The sequence below is a fragment of the Marinomonas rhodophyticola genome (assembly GCF_026113935.1).
In the GTDB taxonomy this organism is placed as follows: Bacteria; Pseudomonadota; Gammaproteobacteria; order Pseudomonadales; family Marinomonadaceae; genus Marinomonas; species Marinomonas rhodophyticola.
The window spans coordinates 224522-246346 of the sequence record NZ_JAPEUL010000007.1 but is presented as its reverse complement, the minus strand read 5'-3'; the positions used below and the strand labels follow the sequence as shown (position 1 = coordinate 246346).

The 21825-nt window shown below is 43.4% G+C and carries 24 protein-coding genes and 1 pseudogene; 12 read left to right on the top strand and 13 right to left on the bottom strand.

What is annotated here, in order from left to right; all coding sequences use genetic code 11:
- The 3 genes from ONZ52_RS09655 to ONZ52_RS09645 are packed head-to-tail and all read left to right on the top strand — an operon-like array spanning nt 1 to nt 2249.
- Complete coding sequence (locus ONZ52_RS09655) at nt 1–828, top strand: symmetrical bis(5'-nucleosyl)-tetraphosphatase (protein ID WP_265218400.1); 828 nt, start codon at nt 1–3, stop codon at nt 826–828.
- A complete protein-coding gene (gene glpE, locus ONZ52_RS09650) occupies nt 825–1145 on the top strand; it encodes a thiosulfate sulfurtransferase GlpE (protein WP_265218399.1) in 321 nt (106 codons plus the stop codon). Before ONZ52_RS09655 ends, glpE begins: the two co-directional genes overlap by 4 nt.
- Before the next feature lie 6 nt (nt 1146–1151).
- Nucleotides 1152–2249, top strand: a complete 1098-nt coding sequence (locus ONZ52_RS09645) for a tRNA nucleotidyltransferase/poly(A) polymerase-related protein (RefSeq protein ID WP_265218398.1) — start codon at nt 1152–1154, stop codon at nt 2247–2249.
- An 11-nt stretch (nt 2250–2260) separates the two neighbouring features.
- Here ONZ52_RS09645 and folB read toward each other — a convergent pair whose 3' ends face one another.
- Complete coding sequence (gene folB, locus ONZ52_RS09640) at nt 2261–2626, bottom strand: dihydroneopterin aldolase (protein ID WP_265218397.1); 366 nt, start codon at nt 2624–2626, stop codon at nt 2261–2263.
- Between the two features lies 1 nt (nt 2627).
- A complete protein-coding gene (tsaD, locus tag ONZ52_RS09635; protein ID WP_265218396.1) occupies nt 2628–3665 on the bottom strand; it encodes a tRNA (adenosine(37)-N6)-threonylcarbamoyltransferase complex transferase subunit TsaD in 1038 nt (345 codons plus the stop codon).
- Nucleotides 3666–4086: 421 nt separating this feature from the next.
- On the opposite strand from tsaD, the gene rpsU reads away from it, so the two are divergent.
- The 7 genes from rpsU (at nt 4087) to ONZ52_RS09600 (ending at nt 10635) form a co-directional block, all read left to right on the top strand.
- The gene (rpsU, locus tag ONZ52_RS09630) at nt 4087–4302 is read left to right on the top strand and encodes a 30S ribosomal protein S21 (protein ID WP_009835737.1); all 216 of its coding nucleotides are present in this window, start codon (nt 4087–4089) and stop codon (nt 4300–4302) included.
- 152 nt (nt 4303–4454) lie between these two features.
- On the top strand, nt 4455–4901 hold the full coding sequence (locus tag ONZ52_RS09625; RefSeq protein WP_265218395.1) for a GatB/YqeY domain-containing protein: 447 nt from the start codon (nt 4455–4457) through the stop codon (nt 4899–4901).
- A gap of 4 nt (nt 4902–4905) precedes the next feature.
- Nucleotides 4906–5658, top strand: coding sequence for a DNA primase (gene dnaG, locus ONZ52_RS09620; RefSeq protein WP_265218394.1), 753 nt, complete (start codon nt 4906–4908; stop codon nt 5656–5658).
- Nucleotides 5582–6208, top strand: coding sequence for a toprim domain-containing protein (locus tag ONZ52_RS09615; RefSeq protein ID WP_265218393.1), 627 nt, complete (start codon nt 5582–5584; stop codon nt 6206–6208). The genes dnaG and ONZ52_RS09615 overlap by 77 nt, the downstream gene beginning before the upstream one ends.
- Nucleotides 6156–6908 (top strand): hypothetical protein, encoded by a 753-nt coding sequence (locus ONZ52_RS09610; protein WP_265218392.1) that lies wholly within the window; start codon nt 6156–6158, stop codon nt 6906–6908. The genes ONZ52_RS09615 and ONZ52_RS09610 overlap by 53 nt, the downstream gene beginning before the upstream one ends.
- A gap of 115 nt (nt 6909–7023) precedes the next feature.
- Entirely contained in the window at nt 7024–8862 is a 1839-nt protein-coding gene (gene rpoD, locus ONZ52_RS09605; RefSeq protein ID WP_265218391.1) for an RNA polymerase sigma factor RpoD, read from the top strand.
- A gap of 366 nt (nt 8863–9228) precedes the next feature.
- Nucleotides 9229–10635, top strand: a complete 1407-nt coding sequence (locus ONZ52_RS09600; protein ID WP_265218390.1) for a PhoH family protein — start codon at nt 9229–9231, stop codon at nt 10633–10635.
- Nucleotides 10636–10715: 80 nt separating this feature from the next.
- On the opposite strand, the gene ONZ52_RS09595 is transcribed toward ONZ52_RS09600, so the two are convergent.
- The 4 genes and pseudogenes from ONZ52_RS09595 to ONZ52_RS09580 all read right to left on the bottom strand — a co-directional run bounded on the left by ONZ52_RS09595 (nt 10716) and on the right by ONZ52_RS09580 (nt 14998).
- On the bottom strand, nt 10716–11339 hold the full coding sequence (locus ONZ52_RS09595) for a bifunctional 4-hydroxy-2-oxoglutarate aldolase/2-dehydro-3-deoxy-phosphogluconate aldolase (RefSeq protein WP_265218389.1): 624 nt from the start codon (nt 11337–11339) through the stop codon (nt 10716–10718).
- Nucleotides 11340–11361: 22 nt separating this feature from the next.
- Nucleotides 11362–12838 (bottom strand): annotated as a pseudogene (zwf, locus tag ONZ52_RS09590) (glucose-6-phosphate dehydrogenase).
- A 17-nt stretch (nt 12839–12855) separates the two neighbouring features.
- Complete coding sequence (gene glk, locus ONZ52_RS09585; protein ID WP_265218388.1) at nt 12856–13830, bottom strand: glucokinase; 975 nt, start codon at nt 13828–13830, stop codon at nt 12856–12858.
- 103 nt (nt 13831–13933) lie between these two features.
- Entirely contained in the window at nt 13934–14998 is a 1065-nt protein-coding gene (locus ONZ52_RS09580) for a GGDEF domain-containing protein (protein ID WP_265218387.1), read from the bottom strand.
- Between the two features lie 275 nt (nt 14999–15273).
- Between ONZ52_RS09580 and ONZ52_RS09575 the strand changes: the two genes are divergently transcribed.
- Complete coding sequence (locus tag ONZ52_RS09575) at nt 15274–15597, top strand: hypothetical protein (RefSeq protein WP_265218386.1); 324 nt, start codon at nt 15274–15276, stop codon at nt 15595–15597.
- Here ONZ52_RS09575 and ONZ52_RS09570 read toward each other — a convergent pair.
- On the bottom strand, nt 15594–16625 hold the full coding sequence (locus ONZ52_RS09570) for a DUF3080 domain-containing protein (protein ID WP_265218385.1): 1032 nt from the start codon (nt 16623–16625) through the stop codon (nt 15594–15596). The two genes, ONZ52_RS09575 and ONZ52_RS09570, sit on opposite strands and share 4 nt — an antisense overlap.
- On the opposite strand from ONZ52_RS09570, the gene ONZ52_RS09565 reads away from it, so the two are divergent.
- Nucleotides 16624–17034, top strand: coding sequence for an acyl-CoA thioesterase (locus ONZ52_RS09565; RefSeq protein WP_265218384.1), 411 nt, complete (start codon nt 16624–16626; stop codon nt 17032–17034). The genes ONZ52_RS09570 and ONZ52_RS09565 overlap by 2 nt on opposite strands.
- A 55-nt stretch (nt 17035–17089) precedes the next feature.
- Here the strand turns inward: ONZ52_RS09565 and ONZ52_RS09560 are convergent, their stop codons facing one another.
- From ONZ52_RS09560 to rbfA, 6 genes are all read right to left on the bottom strand, one after another.
- Complete coding sequence (locus ONZ52_RS09560) at nt 17090–17464, bottom strand: LPP20 family lipoprotein (RefSeq protein ID WP_265218383.1); 375 nt, start codon at nt 17462–17464, stop codon at nt 17090–17092.
- A 5-nt stretch (nt 17465–17469) separates the two neighbouring features.
- Entirely contained in the window at nt 17470–17679 is a 210-nt protein-coding gene (locus ONZ52_RS09555; protein WP_265218382.1) for a hypothetical protein, read from the bottom strand.
- A 148-nt stretch (nt 17680–17827) separates the two neighbouring features.
- Nucleotides 17828–19936 carry a polyribonucleotide nucleotidyltransferase gene (gene pnp / locus ONZ52_RS09550; RefSeq protein WP_265218381.1) on the bottom strand — a complete coding sequence of 703 codons (2109 nt, stop codon included), beginning with the start codon at nt 19934–19936 and terminating at the stop codon, nt 17828–17830.
- 176 nt (nt 19937–20112) lie between these two features.
- Entirely contained in the window at nt 20113–20382 is a 270-nt protein-coding gene (gene rpsO, locus ONZ52_RS09545) for a 30S ribosomal protein S15 (RefSeq protein ID WP_265218380.1), read from the bottom strand.
- A gap of 111 nt (nt 20383–20493) precedes the next feature.
- Nucleotides 20494–21420: a tRNA pseudouridine(55) synthase TruB gene (gene truB, locus ONZ52_RS09540; RefSeq protein WP_265218379.1), complete on the bottom strand. Its 927-nt coding sequence runs from the start codon at nt 21418–21420 to the stop codon at nt 20494–20496.
- Nucleotides 21421–21429: 9 nt separating this feature from the next.
- Nucleotides 21430–21819, bottom strand: coding sequence for a 30S ribosome-binding factor RbfA (gene rbfA, locus ONZ52_RS09535; RefSeq protein WP_012068746.1), 390 nt, complete (start codon nt 21817–21819; stop codon nt 21430–21432).
- Between the last annotated feature and the right edge of the window lie 6 nt (nt 21820–21825).

Below are 21825 nucleotides of genomic sequence, written 5' to 3'. Positions count from 1 at the left end.
ATGGCAACCTATGTTATTGGTGATTTACAAGGCTGTCTTACACCGCTAGTGCAGCTTTTGGAACAAATTAACTACCAGCCACAACTAGACAAGCTCTGGTTTGCTGGTGATCTGATCAATCGCGGTGAAGAATCTCTAGAAACGCTTCGCTTCATAAAATCACTGGGCAGCAACGCCACCATTGTTCTAGGTAATCATGACCTGCATTTGCTAGCGGTTTCCCATGGCTATGGTAAGTTAAAACGAGGTGATACATTAGCTGAAATTCTGACGGCTAGTGATCGTGATGACTTAATGAACTGGCTTCGCCAACAACCCTTATTTCATTACGACGAACAACTCAATACCGTTATGACACACGCGGGAATCCCGCCTTGCTGGGATCTAGCAAAAACTCAATCTCTCGCCAAGGAAGTCGAAAAAAAACTCAAATCAGACAGTGTTGATGATTTTTTTGCGACCATGTATGGTAATACTCCAGACACTTGGAGTGATGAACTGACGGGCTTAGATCGTCTTCGTGCGATCACCAACTACTTAACTCGCATGCGTTTTTGCGATGAAAACAGTAAGCTTGATCTTAAATCTAAAGAAGGCATTAACACGGCTGAGAAAGGCTTCGCTCCTTGGTTTAATTATCCCTCAAAAGTCCCCGAGGACTGCCATATTGTTTTTGGTCATTGGGCCGCTTTAGAAGGAAAAACCCAATTAGAACGCATCCATGCATTAGACACAGGCTGCGTCTGGGGCGGAAGTCTGACAGCGTTGCGCTTAGAAGATAAACAGCGCTTTAGTACACCTTGCACACTTAATCGGAAGAATTCATGACTTTTCATTGTATTGATATTTCAGATGCACTGCCAATTATGGAAAACAATGCCACTATTGTTGATATTCGCGATCTGACCAGTTTCCATAACAGTCACATAACAAACGCAATCAGTTTAACCAATGATAATGTTCAAGACTTTATTGATCGTGCCGCAAAAGATCAACCTGTCATTGTCTGCTGCTACCACGGCAATAGTAGTAAAGGCGCTGCAGAATACCTAGCATCACAAGGCTTCAAGGAAGTCTATTCACTAAATGGTGGTTTTAGTCAATGGAGCGCCATGTTCCCAGAACAATGCGAAACAGGTAGCTAACTAACCATGACAGCCAAGTATCAAGTCTATCTCGTTGGCGGTGCTGTTAGAGACGCACTTTTAGCACTGCCAGTTATAGATCATGACTGGGTTGTCACGGGCGCCACCCCAGAGCAACTTGAGCAACAAGGCTATCAACAAGTAGGCAAACAATTCCCTGTTTTCTTGCACCCAAAAAGTAAAGAGGAATACGCCCTTGCTCGCAAAGAAAGAAAACAAGGGCAAGGCTATACAGGTTTTATTTGTGATTTTTCTCCTGATATCAGCCTCGAAGAAGATTTAGAGCGCAGAGATCTTACCATCAATGCCATAGCACAAGATAAGGATGGCGCCTTAATTGATCCCTTTCACGGGCAACAGGATTTACAAGATCGCGTATTACGTCACGTTTCAGATGCTTTTGTTGAAGACCCGCTTCGAGTATTGCGAGTTGCTCGCTTTGCCGCACGTTTCCATCACTTTGGCTTTACTATTGCCCCCGAAACTATCTTGTTAATGCAAACCATTAGCGCCTCGGGAGAGCTGGCTAGTTTAAGTGCAGAACGGGTATGGAAAGAACTAGAAAAAGCCCTTAATACCCACCATGCCAATATTTTTTTCTCGGTATTAAAGGAAGTAAACGCTCTAGATAAGCTTTTTCCTGAGTTAGTATGGGAGGAAGACCTGAACCTTACCGAGGGCCTAAGCCAAAAGGACATAACACCCGCCCAGCGCTGGGCAATGTTATGCAAAAACACGCCACTTGCAAATCTCACCCAATTACATGAGCGCATCCGCAGCCCAAATCAATTCAAAATACTGGCAGAGCAAACACGCTCATTCATAGAAAATCAACGCATACCTATGGATTCCATCGCATGGGAAAACTGGTTAGTTTGCGTTAATGCCATAAAAAAACCCCAACCTTATGTTTTACTGATTGAGGTTCTGAGCCATTTGACGAACAGCGACATTCATGACTGGCAATCATTGCGAAATACCATAGCGACCATCAATGCCGCCCCATTCATCAAACAAGGCTTAAATGGCGCAGAGCTGGGTCAAGCGTTGAAAAAAGCCCGTACAGAGGCTCTCGACAAAACCCTATCCCCTTTAATCAATTAACACATAACGTCTCAATAAGTGACCGTAGACTTTCTGTGAATTTTCACACCTACGGCTTGAGCTGCTGACACCGCTCCAGGCTTTCGTAATGTTAGCGTGATAGCGTTTAATTTAAACTGTCCGATCAATTCAGAAACCAAGTGCTCGGCCAAGGTTTCAATTAACTCAAATTGACGTTCGGCACAAAACGCTAAAATATAATTGGAGATTGCCTCGTAATCCAGTGTCTTCGCAAGATCATCCGTCTCTGCCGGAACACGATTGTCGTGCTCCATTTCCAAGTCAAACACCAAATCTTGCTGGATCTTTTTTTCCCAATCGTACACACCGATCACAGCTTGCGTTTTTAAACCCTCAATAAACACTAGGTCGGTCACATTAAGACTCCTTTAGAGGCGACAATTCTGATAAAGGCCAACGGGCGCGTATCGACAAACTAAGCGCAGAAGATTGACCATTGACCAAACGCTGAGCACCAGCATAAGCGATCATGGCACCATTATCGGTACAAAATTCTGGCCTGGCATAAAACACACTGGCTTTGATTTTTTTCAGTTGGCTTTCAAGCTGCTCACGTAATCTCTGATTCGCGCTCACGCCACCGGCGATAATCAATCGTTTCAAACCTTCTGCTTCCAGCGCTCGACGACACTTTATGACCAAGGTATCGACTACAGCGGTTTCAAACGCCAAAGCAGCATCCGCTTTGAACTGCTCATCACAGCGATCATGATCTAATGCATCATGCACCGCCGTTAAAAACGCCGTTTTCAAACCACTGAAACTGAAATCCAAACCAGGACGATCTGTCATCGGGCGCGGGAATATCAACCCAGATTCCGCATTACCACGTTTCGCTAACGCCGCAATGTATGGCCCTCCTGGATAAGGTAGGCCAATCATCTTAGCGGCTTTATCAAAAGCCTCTCCTGCCGCATCATCAAGAGATTGACCTAACAGACGGTATTCACCGATCGCATCAACACGCACCAACTGAGTGTGGCCACCCGAAACGAGCAAAGCAATAAAAGGCATCTCAGGTTGCGACTCTTCTAGCATTGGTGCTAAAAGGTGCCCTTCCATATGATGCACTCCCAAAGCTGGAATCCCTAGCGCATACGCCAAAGAATGACCAATCGTCGCGCCAGCCATCAAAGCACCAACCAAGCCAGGACCACTGGTATAAGCAATCGCATCCAGTTCCGATTTTTTTATTCCCGCAGCGTGTAATACCTCATCGATAAGCGGCAATGTTTTACGGACATGATCACGGGAAGCCAACTCAGGTACCACACCGCCATACTCTGCATGCTGTGCGATTTGAGAATAAATCTTGTGAGCCAACAACCCATTTTCGGTATCGTAAATGGCGATTCCCGTCTCATCGCAAGAGGTTTCTAATCCCAATACTTTCATTAGAGCAATCTCATCAATAAATTAAGCACATTGTACCTTATCTACCCGTTCCATTGCAGAGCAAAGAGCAACTTCCTTTACAGATCCCTCAAATGAAAATTAGACACAGCTAGGCAAAAGCATTATAATGCGCGCGTTTTAAATGTTTAAAATAAAAGGCAGGTGATTTTTCTAGCTTGGCACATAGCTTCAAATGTAAGCAAATGGCGAACCAAGCACCCTCTAAAAGAATGAATACCATTACAGACGCGATCATAGTCTGTTCAGGGTTAGGCTTTTACTAAGCCTAGAAAAATCGGTCTATTTATGACCACACTCTGTTCAACAAAAGCGCGCTTTGAAAGCCCATTAAATACGGGTATGATTCACGCCGTTTTTGTGAATACTTAAACTTTAAAAAAATATTATTAAAGGTAATAACATGCCAGCAGTAAAAGTAAAAGATAACGAACCATTTGACATCGCTCTACGTCGCTTCAAACGCTCTTGTGAAAAAGCAGGCGTTTTGGCTGAAGTTCGTCGTCGTGAATGCTACGAAAAACCAACAACGCTTCGTAAACGCGCTGCAGCTGCCGCTGTAAAACGCCACGCGAAGAAAGTTTCTCGTGAGCAAAAGAAATTCCAACGTTTGTACTAGGCCAATCTGCCGTTTGGCAATTTGCTATAAACAAATGTTTGCCTAGACGTTTCTAACTTTTAGGCTTATAAAAAACGGCTAGTTAACCAACTAGCCGTTTTTTTTGCCTATCAGCCTACTCGACAGCAATCTACCGAAAGTAAGAGGATCCCATGTCAGACCTAAAAAAACACATTTCAGACACATTAAAAGAGGCGATGCGCGCCAAAGAAAAGCAACGTGTCACTGTCATTCGCACCATCCTATCCGAATGCAAAAAGATCGAAGTAGATGAACGCATTGAACTAGATGATGCTCGTGTATTAGCCGTTCTTGACAAAATGAACAAGCAACGCAAAGACTCAAACCAACAGTTTATCGACGGCGGTCGCGAAGACCTTGCTGCGATTGAACAAGAAGAAATGGCCATCATTAGCGAGTTTTTACCAACACCATTGACCGACGATGAAGTCGGTGAGATTGTAAAAGCAGCCATTGCAGAAACGGGCGCAACTTCCATGCAACAAATGGGCGCAGTTATGGCCATTGTAAAACCACAAGTTCAAGGTCGTGCCGATATGGCACAAATCAGCAAACAAGTTAAAGCACAATTAGGCTAACATAATGGCGGGACGTATCCCTGATCAGTTTATTGACGAGCTTTTGGCTCGAACCGACCTGACCGATGTGGTTGCGTCTCGCATTAGCCTAAAAAAAACCGGACAAAATTACAGTGCACTGTGCCCATTTCATAACGAAAAAAGCCCTTCCTTTAGTCTCAATCCAAACAAACAGTTCTATTATTGTTTTGGTTGCGGCGCAGGTGGTAATGCTATTTCCTTTGTCATGGAACATGACCATTTAGACTTTGTCGATGCCATTGAAGTACTGGCAAAAGACGCGGGCATGGAAGTGCCAAGAGAACAAGGTGCACCAGACAGATACGAACAAAACGCAGAATTACTTAAACGCCTATCCGAAAGCTCGCAGTTTTATCAGCAACAACTCACTCAACACCCTGACAAGAAAAAAGCCACAGACTACTTGTCGAAAGAGCGTGGACTATCTGGTCAAATCGCTAAAGTATTTGGCTTGGGCTACGCACCTGCCGGATGGGACAATCTTCTTAAGAAAGTAGGTACCCGCGCAGAGAGCCAAGAACAGCTTTTATTAGGCGGCATGCTGATTGAGAAAAAAGACCAACCGGGCCACTACTATGATCGCTTTCGCGACCGGATCATTTTTCCCATTCGCGATTCACGAGGCCGTGTGATTGCCTTTGGCGGACGAGCATTTGGCGATGAAAAACCCAAATATCTCAACTCGCCAGAGACCCCTGTTTTTCAAAAAAGCCAAGAGGCTCTACGGACTATTTGAGGCGAAGCAGAACACCCCCGTACTCGACCAAATTCTTGTGGTTGAAGGCTACATGGATGTCATAGTGTTGGCGCAACACGGCATTACCAACGCCGTTGCTACGCTAGGAACATCCGTCAATAGTCAGCACATACGCAAACTCTTTAAACTGGTTAGCAAGATAGTACTTTGCTTTGATGGCGACAAAGCTGGCCGCGCGGCTGCCATTCGAGGCTTAGAAGCCTCCTTACCGGTTATGCAAGATGAAAAACAAGTACGCTTTTTATTTTTACCTGAGGGTGAAGACCCAGACTCACTGATCAGAAAAGAAGGCAAAGACGCCTTTAATCGTCGCCTAGAAGATGCGTCTTCGTTATCACATGTACTGTTTGATCACGCCAGAAACCAGGTAACCTTAGGCGATGAAGAAGGCGAAGCACAATTCGCTCGCAACGCCATGGAAATGATTAAGCAAATCCCTAAAGAGCCTCACCTTTCGCTCAGTATTAATTCGCCAATTGAGCGATCAATCTGGTATCGACAGCGAAACACTGGGCAATACCGTTTTTAAATCTCGACGCCAGTTCACCCCAACGGAAGAGCAATCTCAGCCCCACCCAGACCATACACAACAAACACACCATTATAATGGCGACACACCAGACTTAAGCCACTACGATTACGAACCGTCGCACAACCACTATGATGATTTTCATCAGCCCGATTACACAACACCAAAAAACCAACCAACAACACAAGGTTCATTTAAAAAACCTTTTGGGAAAAAACCTTTTTCTAAAGGGAAGTTTTACAATGACGAGCCAGCACTTCCCCCAGCTGCACCTAGCCTAAGTCGGATAAAACAGGCCTCTCTATGCCTCCTACTGCATCCTCACATAGCAAAAGAGATCGACTTGCCTGACCCCGTGATAAATCAAGCCAATGATGAGCTACAAGTTTTCTGCAAAATATGGAGATATTTCACAAAACATCCTCACAAAAACACAGGACACCTATTGGGAGATTTAACAGATAAATTCGCAATATCATCCATTTACGCATTATTAAACCACAAAGATGCGATAACAAAGCTAAAAATAACCAATGCACAGCAAGAAGTACTCGATATGGTTGTGACATTAGAGAAAAATCTTGGATTAAATAGCAGCATTGCACGGTTGAAAAGCAAAGGAAACGAATCCATAAAGGACAGTAGCAGTAAGCAGGAATTACGAAATTTAATGGATTTGATTAGACAAAAAAAGTCATAAATGTTGCTTAATTTTCACTCACAAAAGAAAGGATTCGGTGGATAAAAGCGATTGATTTTGTTATAATCCGCGGCTTGCTAAACTCCCAAATGAATTTCTAACGATAGGTTGTCGAATGCCAGACACTCAACAGTCACGTCTCAAAGAGCTGATCACCAAGGGTAAAGAACAAGGTTACTTAACTTTTGCCGAAGTTAATGACCACCTCCCTGATGACCTTTCAGACCCGGAGCAAGTAGAAGAAATCATTGCCATGATCAACGACATGGGCATTACGGTTTCCGAAGTTGCACCCGATAAAGATAGCCTTCTCATGGAAGAAGGTGATGCGACCGATGAAGCCGCCGCGGAAGAAGCCGCTGCCGCTTTGGCCGCAGTAGAAGGTGATATTACTAGAACCACTGACCCAGTCCGTATGTATATGCGCGAAATGGGTACGGTCGAACTATTGACTCGTGCCGGTGAGATTGCCATCGCAAAACGTATCGAAGAAGGTACTCGCGAAGTGATGGCTGCTATCTCTTACTTCCCTGGCGCTGTAGATGTACTGCTTGACGCCTATGCGAAAGTACAGGAAGAAGAAGGCCGTCTAAGTGATATTTTTAGTGGCTTTATCGATGGCGATGGCGAAGAACCTATTTTCGAAGACTCTATTAACGATGAACCATTAATCGATGAAGATACTGTCGACAGTGACGAAGACGATGATGATTCAGAGACAAGCGAAGAAGAAACGGATAACGGTCCTGATCCTGAAGAAACAGCGTTACGTTTTAATGATATCACACGTATTTACAATGAATTAAAAGTGCTATTGGAAACACGCGACAGACAAGATCCTGACGTAAAAAATAAGCAAGAAGAGCTAAGCATTAGTTTTGCTCCTATTAAGCTTGTTCCAAAAATGTTTGATGAGCTGATTGATCGCGTACGTTCACGCATGGAAAAAATCCGTGACCAAGAACGCCTTATCATGCAAGTGTGTGTGCGCAAATCTGGCATGCCAAGAACCGAATTTTTAAAGCGTTTTCCAAGCAATGAAACCAATCCTGATTGGCTGAAAGAACAAATTGCTTCTGGTGCCGATTACGCTGCTGCACTGGAAGAGAACGAAGCTGAGTTTATGCGCAGTCAGCGTAAACTACGCGCTGTTTCTAAAGAAACAGGTTTAACAATTGCAGAACTAAAAGAAATTAACCGTCGTATTTCAATCGGTGAAACTCGTGCTCGCCGTGCGAAAAAAGAAATGGTTGAGGCCAACTTGCGTCTGGTTATTTCTATTGCGAAAAAATACACTAACCGTGGTTTACAATTCTTGGATCTTATTCAAGAAGGCAACATCGGCTTAATGAAAGCAGTGGATAAATTCGAATACCGCCGTGGCTATAAGTTCTCAACTTATGCAACTTGGTGGATTCGTCAAGCAATCACTCGCTCGATTGCTGACCAAGCTCGCACTATCCGTATTCCTGTACACATGATCGAAACGATTAATAAATTAAATCGTATCTCTCGTCAGATGCTACAAGAAATGGGACGTGAAGCAACACCTGAAGAGTTGGCAGCTCGCATGGATATGCCAGAAGACAAAATTCGCAAAGTACTGAAGATCGCTAAAGAACCGATTTCGATGGAAACACCGATCGGTGATGATGAAGACTCTCACTTAGGTGATTTCATTGAGGACGATGGTGCAGAATCCCCTATTGATATAGCAACAATAGAAGGTTTGCGCGAGTCAACCACTATGGTACTTGCTGGTTTAACAGCACGTGAGGCCAAAGTGTTGCGCATGCGTTTTGGTATCGACATGAATACAGACCATACTCTTGAAGAGGTCGGTAAGCAATTTGACGTGACGCGTGAACGTATCCGTCAAATCGAAGCCAAAGCACTACGTAAACTACGCCACCCTAGTCGCTCAGAGCACCTAAGAAGCTTCTTAGACGATTGATAAATCGAGCACAAAAAAACCGCTGCCATAAACAGCGGTTTTTTTATAACTAAAAATTGCTAAAAAAGCCTATTAGAACAAGCATAAGCAACAAAACTGTCATACACTCTAATTAGAGTATGGATAAAGACAGTGAGGTTCAACTTGCCACAAAACCATAATCGCCATCATTTCAATACAATGCTCCAGCCTTCTTTGGTGAATCAAACTGCCAATCAAACAACACTTACCAAATTACGGTTCACCCTGTTACTTTTCACTAAACCAAACACTCAATTCTTCAATTATTATCTAAGCACTAGGCGTTTCGTTCGTTTCTTCCCTATTCAAAAGCAAGCTTCATGTTCATTGCAGGAGTAATATTCTATGGAAAAAATCTACGTTCTCGACACGAATGTGCTATTGCACGATCCATTGGCAATTTATGCTTTTGCCGAACACAAAGTCGTCATTCCTATGACCGTCCTAGAAGAATTAGATGTTATCAAAGATAGGAGAGACAAAGACGTTAGTAGAGAAGCTCGAGTAGCTATCAACACCATCGACAAAATAGTGGGTGATGCCTCCCCTCGAGACCTACAAGCTGGCGTCCCCATTCGCATTATCAATAATGAAACAGATCAGGAGCAATCTAAACGCGTCGAAGGCTCTTTGGCCATCTATCCAGACCAACAAATCACCCTAACCGATAATATCCCATTTTTAAATGGCAACCATGATCACGCCAATGATAATCGCATCATCAATGTTGGCTTAAGCTTACAAGCAACACACCCTCGCTCCTCTGTTTGCCTTGTGACAAAAGACATCAACATGCGCATCAAGGCAAAAGGCTCAGGACTAGAACGAGTCGAAGACTATCGTAAAGATAAGGTTCTTGACGATCTAGATCTAATGAGTAAGGGCTATATTCAGTTTTCAGGCAGTTTTTGGTCCACCATTGAAAGCGTTAAAACAGAAGCTCATGGCCGCCACACGGTCCATGTGATTAATAAAAGCCATCTACCCAATATCTATTTCAATATGTTTGTCATTGACGATGAAGACTTCATTGGCTTTGTGGTCAACCTTGACCAAGAACACGTCTACCTACTCGATATCAATAAACAGCATCTGATGAATCAAAACTTCTGGGGCATTCTACCCCGCAATCTAGAGCAAGCCATGGCATTTTACTTATTGCGCCATGACAACTCAGATCTTATGGTAATGACAGGACCTGCTGGCTCAGGTAAAACACTATTAGCCCTAGCTTATGGACTACAAGTCACCATGGAGGAAAAACGCTTTAATAAGATTATCGTTGCTAGATCCACGCCCCCCATGGCAGAAGACATAGGTTTCTTACCAGGCACAGAAGAAGAAAAAATGGCACCATGGTTGGCAGCCTTTGACGATAACTTAGAAATTTTGCATGGTGCTGACGAACATTCTTTTAGCAGCATTGACTACGTAAAACAAAAAGCCAACATTCAATTTAAATCTTTGAACTTTATGCGTGGCCGATCGTTTAATAATGCTTTGATCATCATCGACGAAGCACAAGGACTAACACAATTCCAACTCAAATCCATCGTGACGCGAGTCGGCAGCAACTCAAAAATTATCGTGCTAGGCAATTTGGCACAAATTGATAACAAGTACATCACCCCACTAACCTCAGGATTAACTTACCTAGTGGAGAAAACAAAATCCTTTAAATACGCCAGCATCATGCACGTCAATGGTATAGAAAGAAGCCGACTTGCCGAATTTGCTGAAGAGAATTTATGAGTTTTTAGGTCGAAAAAAGGGGAAGAGCAAATGCTCTTCCCCTTTTCATATTGCTACCAGCGCATTAAATCACTCAGAACCTAAGCAACGGATTTCGCCAACTCGGTAATCTCATCCCACTTACCGGCACGCACTAAATCAGTTGGTACAATCCAAGAACCACCCACACATAGCACATTTGGTAAAGCTAGATATTCACGGAAGTTATCCGCACCAATACCACCCGTCGGGCAAAACTTAATCTGTGGCAATGGACCACCAAATGCTTTCAGCGCTTTCACCCCACCATTCACTTCAGCAGGGAAGAATTTAAAACGGTCATAGCCGTATTCCATACCAAGCAAAATATCAGAGATAGTCGCTACGGCTGGTAAGTAAGGTACATCGTACTCTTTACCCACCGCCAATAGATCTGGCGTCATCCCTGGGCTAATAATAAACTGAGAGCCAGCTTCAATGGCTTGAATATATTGTGCACGTGAACAAACTGTCCCTGCTCCAACAATCGCCTCTGGTACTTCCTTACGAAGTGCCGTAATAGCCTCTAGGGCAGCAGGCGTACGCAAGGTTACTTCTAAAACAGGCACGCCACCGGCAACAAGGGCCTTACCCAATGCAACCGCTTGCTCAACACTATCAACAACGATGACAGGAACAACAGAAGTGGCTGTCATTACCTGTTCAGCGGTATATGAAGTAGTCATTTTATTTTCCTTTTATTAAGACTTAATAATCATGCCAATTACGGCCGTCTTTGATCGGCAATGCCATCGAGGCTGCAGGCCCCCAAGAGCCGGAAGCGTATTCTTTTGGACGCTCACTGGTTTGGTTCCATGCAGACATAATACCGTCCACCCATTTCCAAGCCGCCTCTACTTCATCGTAGCGCATAAACAAAGTCGCATCGTTGCGCATAACATCAAGCAATAATCGCTCGTAAGCTTCCGGACTACGCTTATCATTAAAAGCTTCAGTCAAACTCAAGTTCAAATCAACAGGCTGAAGAAGCATGCCCTCACTCACGCCTGGAACCTTATTCATTACAGTTAAAGAGATTTTCTCTTCTGGCTGAAGACGAATGATCAACTGGTTACGTTGCAATTGACGGTTGCTTTCGTCACTAAAGATACTATGTGGCACCGCTTTGTATTGAATAACAATTTCAGAATAACGCTGACCTAAGCGTTTACCCGTTCTAAGATAAAAAGGCACGCCAGCCCAACGCCAGTTATCAATATCCGCACGCAAAGCAACAAAGGTTTCTGTTCGAGAGTCAGGATTACTGCCTTCTTCATCGAAATACCCTTTTACCTCTTTGCCTTTGATCATACCCTTCGCATATTGACCACGAACGGTCTTGGTATAAGCATTTGCTCCAGCAATAGGACGCAATGCTTTCAATACCTTGATTTTTTCATCGCGCACGGAGTCAGCGTCCATTCGACCTGGTGGCTCCATCGCAACCAAGCACAATAGCTGGATCAGGTGATTTTGCACCATATCACGCATAGCCACAGGCATTATCGTAATAACCCCAACGCCCTTCTACACCCACCGTTTCAGAAACGGTAATCTGCACATTATCAATATGCGCACTATCCCATAAAGGTTCAAACAGAGTGTTACCAAAACGTATCGCTAATAAGTTTTGCACTGTCTCTTTGCCAAGATAGTGATCGATACGGAAGGCCTGCTGCTCATTGAAGTTCTTCATTACTTCATCGTTAATTGCACGAGAAGATGCCAAATCTCGACCAAGCGGCTTTTCTAGAACAACACGCATACGCTCTGCATTCAAACCGTGGGCCGCTAACGAAGAACAAATCGAACCAAATAAATCTGGTGACGTTGCAAGGTAAAAAACAACATCACGATTATCACCACCCACTTGGTGATCATTTAATCGTGAAAAATCCGACGCTTCTTGTGCATCGACTGACACATAACTCAAACGCTCTTTAAAACGCGGCCATGTTTTTTCATCACCAACACTGGAAGGCACAAACTCATCAAGCGCGGCTCGAATTTTTGTCTGGTATTCCGCTGTACTTACTTCTCGTCTCGAAGCACCAATAATACGTGTCGTTGGAGCAAGCAAACCATCCATATCCAAATGGTACAAAGCAGGCAATAACTTACGCATTGCAAGATCACCACCGCCACCGAAAATTACAACATCACAGGCTTTTAAACTGGCCTTCATATTCTTTCTCCAACTATTTAGGCTTTCGACACAAGATGAGACGCATAACAAGCACATCCCATCAGCCCTGGGTATTCAGACATTACGACAAACGTCGGAATAGGTGAGACAAATTCTTTCATGCGCCCCTTATCTTGCATTGCGTCACGAAAACCACTTTTCAGGATTTCATTAACATAACGTGGCACAATCCCCCCTGCAATATAAACACCACCACGGGACTCAACCGATAGGACAAGATCACCAATCACTCGCCCAAGAAACACAAAGAACTGTTCTAGTGCAGCTTTGGCTATAGGGTCGTTACCTTCCTTTAAGGCATCACCAATTTCAGGTGCTGTTAAACGTTTTTCAATCCCTTGTCGCTGCGCCATAGCCTCGTATATATTTTCAAGACCCATTCCCGATAGCACACGCTCCGCCGACACGCGTTTATGACGAGTGCGTAAGAATTTCAAAATATCGTCTTCGAGGTCATTACAAGCAGACAAATCCACATGTCCACCCTCCCCAGGCAACACCATATTAGGGCCGTTGTCTTGAGGTACAACACAAGAAATACCTAACCCAGTTCCCGCTCCTACTACCCAGCATGGTGCTTTTGGATCCACTGTGGCGTTTTCACCCAACACCACCATATCGCTTTTAGGTAAAACCTCTAAGCTGTAACCCACAGCATCAAAGTCATTGAGCAAGGCAACGGGTTTATCGTCACCAAAATAAGATTGCACTTCGGCACGAGTAAAATGCCAAGGATTGTTAGAAAAGCGTATAACCGCTTGATTGACAGGACCTGCAATGGCAAGAACGACAGCGTCAATATTTTCCATATCAACACTACAATGCTCTATATAATCGGCCGCAGCGTCGAAAAAATTGGCATAATTCTTACAAGGGAGCACTCTAATTTCAAGAGGCTCATACTGATGGATAGGAACCAAAGCAAAACGTGCATTCGTTCCACCAAGATCGGCGATTAAAGCATGGGACATAGACGAACCCTATTTAATTTTTTTGAAATTTTACAACAAAATTGAGGGGAAAAATACCGCAACCCTGAAAAAACAGTCGCCAGAATGTAATAAAATTACAATTCTACCTGAGTCTGTTTAAAAATTTAAATACCTTAGTCGGCACTAATCTTTTACGGTTATTTTTATAATCATAAAGACGCTCATCCGCTATTTTTAGCAGGTGCTTGTAGTTATTTGGCCTATCAGACATTACACTGGCGCCACCATAACTGATCGTAATCGGCACAAGATTCGATTTATACCTTAATGGATTAGATTGAAGGTATTCCTGAATGGATTCAGCAACCATAATGGATTGCTCATAACTTTTACCAAGCATCACAAACACAAATTCATCGCCAGCAAAACGAAACGCCAACCCTTGCTTATGAACATATTTTAACAACCGCTTGGCAATGTATTCTAACACCTCATCGCCACAATTATGTCCCAAGGTATCATTGATCGACTTAAAAGCATCGCAATCGATAAATACAACCGTCAGATCACGCTCTTGTAACTTAGACCGAGCAAACTCACGCTCCAACATCAACTCAAGCTGCCGACGATTTAATAGGCCGGTTAACGGATCCCGAGTAGCTAAATACTCAAGCTTCTCTCTTGCTGTCACGTTACTGAGACAGATTGAAATTTTGATGGCAAGCTGGTCAAGTAAAAAAGTGTCTTTGGTCATCGCATCATAACGAGTGCTGTCCGAGTCGGCCTGACAAAACAGACCAACTAACTCACCGTCAATCGTCAGCGGAGAAATTGCCACAGAAGAAATAATATCACGATAAACAGTCGGAATGATCTCCCAACAACGACTCAGATTTGTATTTACTAATACCGTTTTATTACTGGCTTTAATAATATCAATCATAGATCGACGTCTAGTAAACAATACCCGATCACGTAAATCAGGCATTTTCTCTAGGCTTTCTATGAGATGGGACAAGGGCGCTTCATTGATTAAGTTCACCCATACATAGGGCACATTAAATTGCTTTTGCACTTCTTTTGTTAAGGTAGAAACAAACTGGTCACAACGACCAATCGAAAGAATACAGCGCTCTATCTCAAAGAACTTGCGTGCAATTTCTTCATTGCGTCTAACATTGTCGATCAGTTCGTTAATATCATGCATGCATTATGCCCCACCGCACCAACAGTAAGCGGCCCACTTCTCTGAATAGAAAGCAGCAGATCCTAAAACATTATTGATCTGCAATGCATTATAGTACGATGCTTACACAATTTGAGCTATACGTTGAAGAAAATTTGCCATCTCAACAGCATAAAAAACCCCAATTAACCATCAGCCAAAGAAAAACGCTTCGTTATTCTAATTAATTCTTTGTTTTCTTAAGAAAAATCACTCCGTGCCGATAGCGTATCGTAGCGAATTTAATAGGTAAATAAATGAATATAAGAGACATTGTTGAAACACAGGTAACCCAAAGTAGTCGAGCGGGACAACCGGTTTCTGGCAATGCCAATTTTGCCTTATTAATGAGCCTATTCAGCCAGCCAGGGCCGTCATTGATTGATACGGCTGATAAGTTGAGCCAACACCAACCTCATGCAGTAACGCGCCCAATGCAATTTTCGCAAAGCATTGGAGAGAATCCAATTGCCAACATAGCTTTACTAAAAGCATTAAGCTTCGAACCTTTAGCTGAAGGCCCAGCTTACCAATATGACGCCGTAGAAAGTTTGGAAAGACAACTCAATACCCGCCTTTAAGATTCGCTCCCAATAGACATGGAGCACAATCCAAAAAGCGCACTCCATTGCTGTGCATGCCTTTGAGACGCTTGTTGATAATGTTGCCAACGGCTATCTGAAGCCACTAATGAGAACTGATGAGAAAAAACATGCATATCATTACTCAATGGTGCACTTAACTCAAATAGCTTATTTAAAAGCGGTAAAACCTGATACGCACTACGATTAATGCGCCCCATATAAGGCTGAACAATATCTACATAATGCGTTTCAAATTGCTGTTTAAAAAACACCATTGGCGCACCACACATTTGTTGATCAAGACCAGCAATCTCGCCAGCAATGAGATTTAAGTAATCCGTTATTCGAACGATCGTATATAACAACCTACCTGCATATTCACTGTCCATAAGAGTCTTTAAATCGCCCTCAAAAACTTTGGCATCAATAACAGGCAAGCGTTCAAGATTCTCACCTATGACAACCAATCGATTAAGGGCGTTCATTAATTCTTGCTGATCTGCGGTTGAGGAATTCAGCGGTAAAAAGCCATTGGATAAGCTAAAAAAAGCCTCACTTTCCGCACCATTAAAAAGCGCATTTCCAAACGCCATCGTCAATTCTAGGCGTTTCTGTTGCGCTATATAATGCAACTCCTCAGCCAAAGTGTCGTTCTTAATATCACACGATTCAATGGCTCGGATAATGTCCAGCTCATATAAAAACCGCTGACTGTCAGGCATCACTTTACCTAATATGCTGTTCTTTCTTCCTGCGACAAAACCAACATCACATTGCTGTAAAGACAAATAATCCAATAAACCAATATCAAATTGTGTCAGATTTTGTTGACGATGACGAGGCGACGGCAGGCTTGCTGGCATTTGAATTGCAGGAGAAGACACCGACACATACTGCGAGCGATTTAAACCTGCTGCATATTGAGATAAAACATCCTCGCCTTGAAAACGCGTATCACAACCACTCATTCCTACGAGTATAATGCCACTCAACAGAATCATTGAAACAAAGGTTTTTACTAACATGAATAAACTACTCATCCAAAAACGAGAAGAAATATCGGAGACACGTGTTGCCAAAATGGTATTTCCAGCCACAACAAACCATTACGATACCTTATTTGGTGGCATCGCCCTACAGTGGATGGATGAAGTCGCCTATATCGCTGCCACTCGTTTTGCCAGAAAAACCATGGTCACCATTTCAACAGAACAGGTTGACTTTAAACACCCCATCCCATCAGGTATTTTAGTCGAACTCATTGCTCGCGTCGTTCATGTTGGAAGAACATCACTGAAAGTAGAAGTGTCTATTTTTCTAGAACAACTCGACAGCGACAAACGCACAAAAGCGGTCACGGGGCATTTCAACTTTGTTGCTGTGGATAGCAACAAAAAACCAACCCCCATTTTTGATGAAGAAATAATGTCTTAGCAATTATCAAAAACACAGTGAGTCCACTTAACGACATCACTGTGTTTTTTATTCCTTATTTTGCGTGTCGCTTGGCAATTTCAGCTGCAAGTTCATCAAAGCTTTTTTCAGACTCAAGCTTTTGAAACAATGCTGCTTCATTTCGCATTGAAGAACGCAAAATACTCTCTGCAACACCTTGAGCTTGAGCGGGATCCAGCCCCACTAATACAACTAAACCACCAGATGGCGTTGGCATTTGACGGATGATTTTTGAGCCGATTAATTGCTGCTCAGTAATTTGCTTGGTAACAACACTGTTCACACGGTCTACCGTTTCAGAATCGCCAGCCCCCGTTGTCTCGACGTATTGCTTAACCATATTTTGCAGATCAATACTCAGCACTTGAGCTAATTCAACTCGTGCTGCTGTGGCTGCCATCTGCTTCATATAATTCACCCCTGCAGCGGATTTTTCACTATATCCAACAGCCGATAAAGCCACGCCATCAATAGGGCCCCACACACCCAATCAGGCGCAGGCTGGTTAGAGCCATCGGCAAAAACACAGTCAGGAATCGCCGATACAGGGGTATTCACCGCATCTTTGCTACATGCTATCAACGCAAGACTCGCCACTAATAACCCTACCACTTTAAACATCATGATCTTTTCCTTTATTTTCACTAAGACAATCAACAAATAGAGCACTAATATCAGCCATACAATGCTGTCATTTTAGTCTATACATAACATTAAAAACAAAAAAAGGCGCTAATAAATAGCACCTTTTTAATCAATCCGTCACACAAAATTACTCTGTGTAAGCGGCTTTTTCTTCTGCCGTAACGTCTTTCATAGATAATTTGATACGACCACGAGCATCAACATCTAGTACTTTAACGATGACATCTTGTCCTTCAGAAAGGAAGTCGGTCACCGCACGAATACGCTCTTCAGCGATTTGAGAGATATGAACCAAACCATCTTTACCAGGTAAGATATTTACGAATGCACCAAATTCCGCTAAGCGAACCACTTTACCTTTGTAAAGCTTATCAACTTCAGCTTCAGCAGTGATCTCATGAATCTTCAGCAATGCGGCATCAGAAGACGCTTTATCAGCGGCGTAAATACGAACAGTACCATCGTCATCTAGATCGATAGAAGCACCTGTCTGCTCAGTGATAGAACGGATTGTTGCACCACCTTTACCGATAACGTCACGAATTTTCTCTGGATCAATTTTAATCGTCGCCATAGATGGCGCATTTGGAGACACTTCTGGACGAGCGTAACCAATTACTTTTGCCATTTCACGAAGAATATGAGTACGAGCTTCAAGCGCTTGGCTCAAGGCAATGTCCATAATCTCTTCGTTGATCCCTTCGATTTTAATGTCCATTTGAAGTGCAGTGATACCTTCTGCAGTACCCGCTACTTTAAAGTCCATATCGCCAAGGTGATCTTCGTCACCCAAGATATCAGTCAATACAGCAAAGCCGTCATCTTCTTTAATAAGACCCATTGCGATACCCGCAACTGGTGCTTTCAAAGGTACACCAGCGTCCATCATAGACAAAGACGCACCACATACAGACGCCATAGAGCTTGAACCATTAGATTCAGTGATCTCAGATACGACGCGAATAGTGTATGGGAATTCGTCTTCAGAAGGCAATACGGCTTGAACACCGCGACGAGCCAAACGGCCGTGACCAATTTCACGACGACCAACACCGCCCATACGACCACATTCACCTACAGAATATGGAGGGAAGTTGTAATGCAACATGAAACTGTCTTTGCTTTCGCCAGTCAAACCGTCTGTCATTTGAGAATCACGGCTCGTACCTAGCGTACAAGTTGCAATGGCTTGGGTTTCACCACGAGTGAACAATGCAGAACCGTGAGTTTTGTTTAAAATACCCACTTCAACATTGATAGGACGAACCGTTTTGTTGTCTCGGCCATCAATACGTGGCTTACCGTCAATAACGCGACGACGTACAATACGTTTTTCTAATTTAGAGAAAGCGCCTGTTACGTCCGCTTCAGAAAACTCACCGCCTTCAGTCACTAAGGCAGCAACAGCAGCATCACGAACAACACCTAATTGTGCGTAACGAGCCATTTTCTCACTGATTCCATACGCTTCTTCGATTTGAGCCGCGTAACCAGATTGAAGAGCGTCAGCCAAAGAAACATTAGCCTCTTCTGCTTGCCAATCCCAACGAGGCTTAGCACACTCAGCTGCGAATTCAGTGATGGCAGAAATCGCGGTTTGCATTTCTTTATGCGCATAAAGAACCGCGCCTAACATTTCATCTTCGGTCAATTCCTGCGCTTCAGATTCCACCATCAATACGGCGTCTTTTGTCCCTGCTACCACCATGTCTAGCAATGAACCTTCTAGATCAGAGTAATTTGGGTTAAGCATGTAACCAGACTCGTCATTAAAACCAACACGAGCCGCACCGATAGGACCATTGAATGGGATACCAGAAATAGTCAAAGCAGCAGACGTTGCGATCATAGCTGCGATATCAGCGTCTAGATTAGTGTTCGTAGACATAACGGTACAAACAACTTGAACTTCGTTCATGAAACCTTTAGGGAACAATGGACGAATTGGACGGTCGATCAAACGAGAAGTCAGGGTTTCTTTTTCAGAAGGACGACCTTCGCGCTTTAAAAAACCACCTGGAATTTTACCAACAGCATAAGCTCGCTCTTGATAATGTACAGACAATGGAAAAAAGTTTTGACCAGGTGTGGCTGTTTTCGCACCAACAACCGTTGCTAACACTTGTGCATCACCAATTGTACAAAGTACGGCGCCCGTTGCTTGACGAGCAATGCGGCCTGTTTCTAGCGTTACGGTATCATTACCGAACTGGAAAGTTTTTGTCGTAATACTCACGCGTATTCCTTTTATTAAAAAAATTTCTTCTCCCAAAGACCTCTTTTTAAGCCAGTACTCATATGAACTCTTTTTGCTTCTTCGTCTAGCAGAAGAAAAGTGCATATGAAGTACAGGCTGTCCCTTGGGAGACCAATAAAAAAAGGGCCATAATAATTTATGGCCCTTTCTCAGTCTTAGCGACGCAGACCTAGTTTTTTGATCAAACTAGTGTAACGAGTTGCATCTTTACGCTTAAGGTAATCCAACAACTTACGACGTTGGTTTACCATGCGGATTAGACCGCGACGAGAATGGTGGTCGTGTTTATGAGCTTGGAAGTGACCCTGTAGACCTTCAATGTTCTTAGTCAACAATGCAACTTGAACCTCAGGAGAACCTGTATCACCTTCCGCTACTTGAAACTCTTTAACCAATGCTGCTTTAGCTTCTGCAGACAATGCCATAATCTTAATCTCCAAATTAATATGCTATTGAAAGTAAAGGATAGCCGAGCATATTTTCAGTCATCCTAGGCCAGCAAGTTTAGCACTTTTTTTAGCAGAACTCACTGCTATTTATAAAGAGAACTCGCTAGTATTTACCAATCGATAAGGACGAATAGACACTCCTTTTATCTGTCCAAGTCCCAAAAAACGCTGAGATTTTTGATCGTACATCCTCACCACAGTTTCATGCTCTAATGAAATAGGACTAGAAATGGTCCGACCAAACATCATATCCAAAGTGTCCGCTTCAACTAAATCCACTTTTTCGAAGTGTTCTACAGCGGTATCCATGGAGATCAAATGAGAATCCAACGCGTCATAACCTTGCTCTGCAATGGACTCAAACTCTTCCAACGTCATCATATTTTCAGGCGAGTATCCTGCCGTCGAAATACGATGCAATGAATGAAGGTGAGCACCACAGCCCAATGCTTCTCCAATATCCTCACCAATGGTTCGAATATACGTCCCCTTCGAACATTGAATATCAAGCGTTAGCGTGTCTTCTGTTCTGGAAATAAGGGTTAAATTTGAAACCGTGACGCGTCGACGTTTTCTCTCAATAACAATGCCCTGACGAGCATACTCGTAAAGAGGTCGGCCTTCATGCTTCAAAGCGGAATACATAGGCGGTATTTGCTCAATATCACCACGAAATCTATCTAAAATTGCCTCAAGCGAATCATCGGTTAGGGTCGGAATCAACTCTTCGGTTAACACATCTCCTTCACGATCGCCCGTTGTGGTTCGCTTCCCCAACTGAATACACGTTAAATAGCGCTTATTTGCATCCAATAGATATTGCGAGAATTTCGTCGCTTCACCAAGACACAGTGGCAACATTCCTGTTGCCAAAGGGTCTAGCGCACCAGTATGTCCCGCTTTTGCCGCCTGATAAAGGCGACGGACACGCTGTAGAGCTTGGTTCGAACTTAAACCTATCGGCTTGTTCAGTAGGACGATGCCGTCTACCGAACGCCATTTTGCTTTAACCATACGAACTTATTACTCGTCTTCGTTACCGTTTTTTGTCTCATCATCACGAATGGCTTCGTCAATCAGAGCGGACATACGCGAACCATTAACAACACTCTGGTCGTAGTGGAAACGCAAATGTGGCATAACACGAAGTTTTACTTCTTGTGCTAAACGACGACGCAAGAACCCTTTTGCACTATCCAGCGCAGCTTGGTTCTCAGCCAATACTTCTGGCTGATCATCTTTACCTAGTACGGTGTAATAAATATCCGCATAGCCTAAATCTTTTGCTACACGCACTTCGTTGACAGTAACCAATCCTAAACGAGGATCTTTTACTTCAAACTGGATCAAGGACGCCAGCTCCTTTTGGAGCTGGTCACCGATCCGACTAGTACGACTAAATTCGCCTGCCATGATCTT

Coding starts and splice junctions, on each gene's coding strand:
- ONZ52_RS09655 (WP_265218400.1), top strand. CDS start 1: ATGGCAACCTATGTTATTGGTGATTTACAAGGCTGTCTTACACCGCTA.
- glpE (WP_265218399.1), top strand. CDS start 825: ATGACTTTTCATTGTATTGATATTTCAGATGCACTGCCAATTATGGAA.
- ONZ52_RS09645 (WP_265218398.1), top strand. CDS start 1,152: ATGACAGCCAAGTATCAAGTCTATCTCGTTGGCGGTGCTGTTAGAGAC.
- tsaD (WP_265218396.1), bottom strand. CDS start 3,665: ATGAAAGTATTGGGATTAGAAACCTCTTGCGATGAGACGGGAATCGCC.
- rpsU (WP_009835737.1), top strand. CDS start 4,087: ATGCCAGCAGTAAAAGTAAAAGATAACGAACCATTTGACATCGCTCTA.
- ONZ52_RS09625 (WP_265218395.1), top strand. CDS start 4,455: ATGTCAGACCTAAAAAAACACATTTCAGACACATTAAAAGAGGCGATG.
- dnaG (WP_265218394.1), top strand. CDS start 4,906: ATGGCGGGACGTATCCCTGATCAGTTTATTGACGAGCTTTTGGCTCGA.
- ONZ52_RS09615 (WP_265218393.1), top strand. CDS start 5,582: ATGAAAAACCCAAATATCTCAACTCGCCAGAGACCCCTGTTTTTCAAA.
- rpoD (WP_265218391.1), top strand. CDS start 7,024: ATGCCAGACACTCAACAGTCACGTCTCAAAGAGCTGATCACCAAGGGT.
- ONZ52_RS09600 (WP_265218390.1), top strand. CDS start 9,229: ATGGAAAAAATCTACGTTCTCGACACGAATGTGCTATTGCACGATCCA.
- ONZ52_RS09595 (WP_265218389.1), bottom strand. CDS start 11,339: ATGACTACTTCATATACCGCTGAACAGGTAATGACAGCCACTTCTGTT.
- glk (WP_265218388.1), bottom strand. CDS start 13,830: ATGTCCCATGCTTTAATCGCCGATCTTGGTGGAACGAATGCACGTTTT.
- ONZ52_RS09580 (WP_265218387.1), bottom strand. CDS start 14,998: ATGCATGATATTAACGAACTGATCGACAATGTTAGACGCAATGAAGAA.
- ONZ52_RS09575 (WP_265218386.1), top strand. CDS start 15,274: ATGAATATAAGAGACATTGTTGAAACACAGGTAACCCAAAGTAGTCGA.
- ONZ52_RS09565 (WP_265218384.1), top strand. CDS start 16,624: ATGAATAAACTACTCATCCAAAAACGAGAAGAAATATCGGAGACACGT.
- ONZ52_RS09570 (WP_265218385.1), bottom strand. CDS start 16,625: ATGTTAGTAAAAACCTTTGTTTCAATGATTCTGTTGAGTGGCATTATA.
- ONZ52_RS09560 (WP_265218383.1), bottom strand. CDS start 17,464: ATGAAGCAGATGGCAGCCACAGCAGCACGAGTTGAATTAGCTCAAGTG.
- ONZ52_RS09555 (WP_265218382.1), bottom strand. CDS start 17,679: ATGATGTTTAAAGTGGTAGGGTTATTAGTGGCGAGTCTTGCGTTGATA.
- rpsO (WP_265218380.1), bottom strand. CDS start 20,382: ATGGCATTGTCTGCAGAAGCTAAAGCAGCATTGGTTAAAGAGTTTCAA.
- truB (WP_265218379.1), bottom strand. CDS start 21,420: ATGGTTAAAGCAAAATGGCGTTCGGTAGACGGCATCGTCCTACTGAAC.
- rbfA (WP_012068746.1), bottom strand. CDS start 21,819: ATGGCAGGCGAATTTAGTCGTACTAGTCGGATCGGTGACCAGCTCCAA.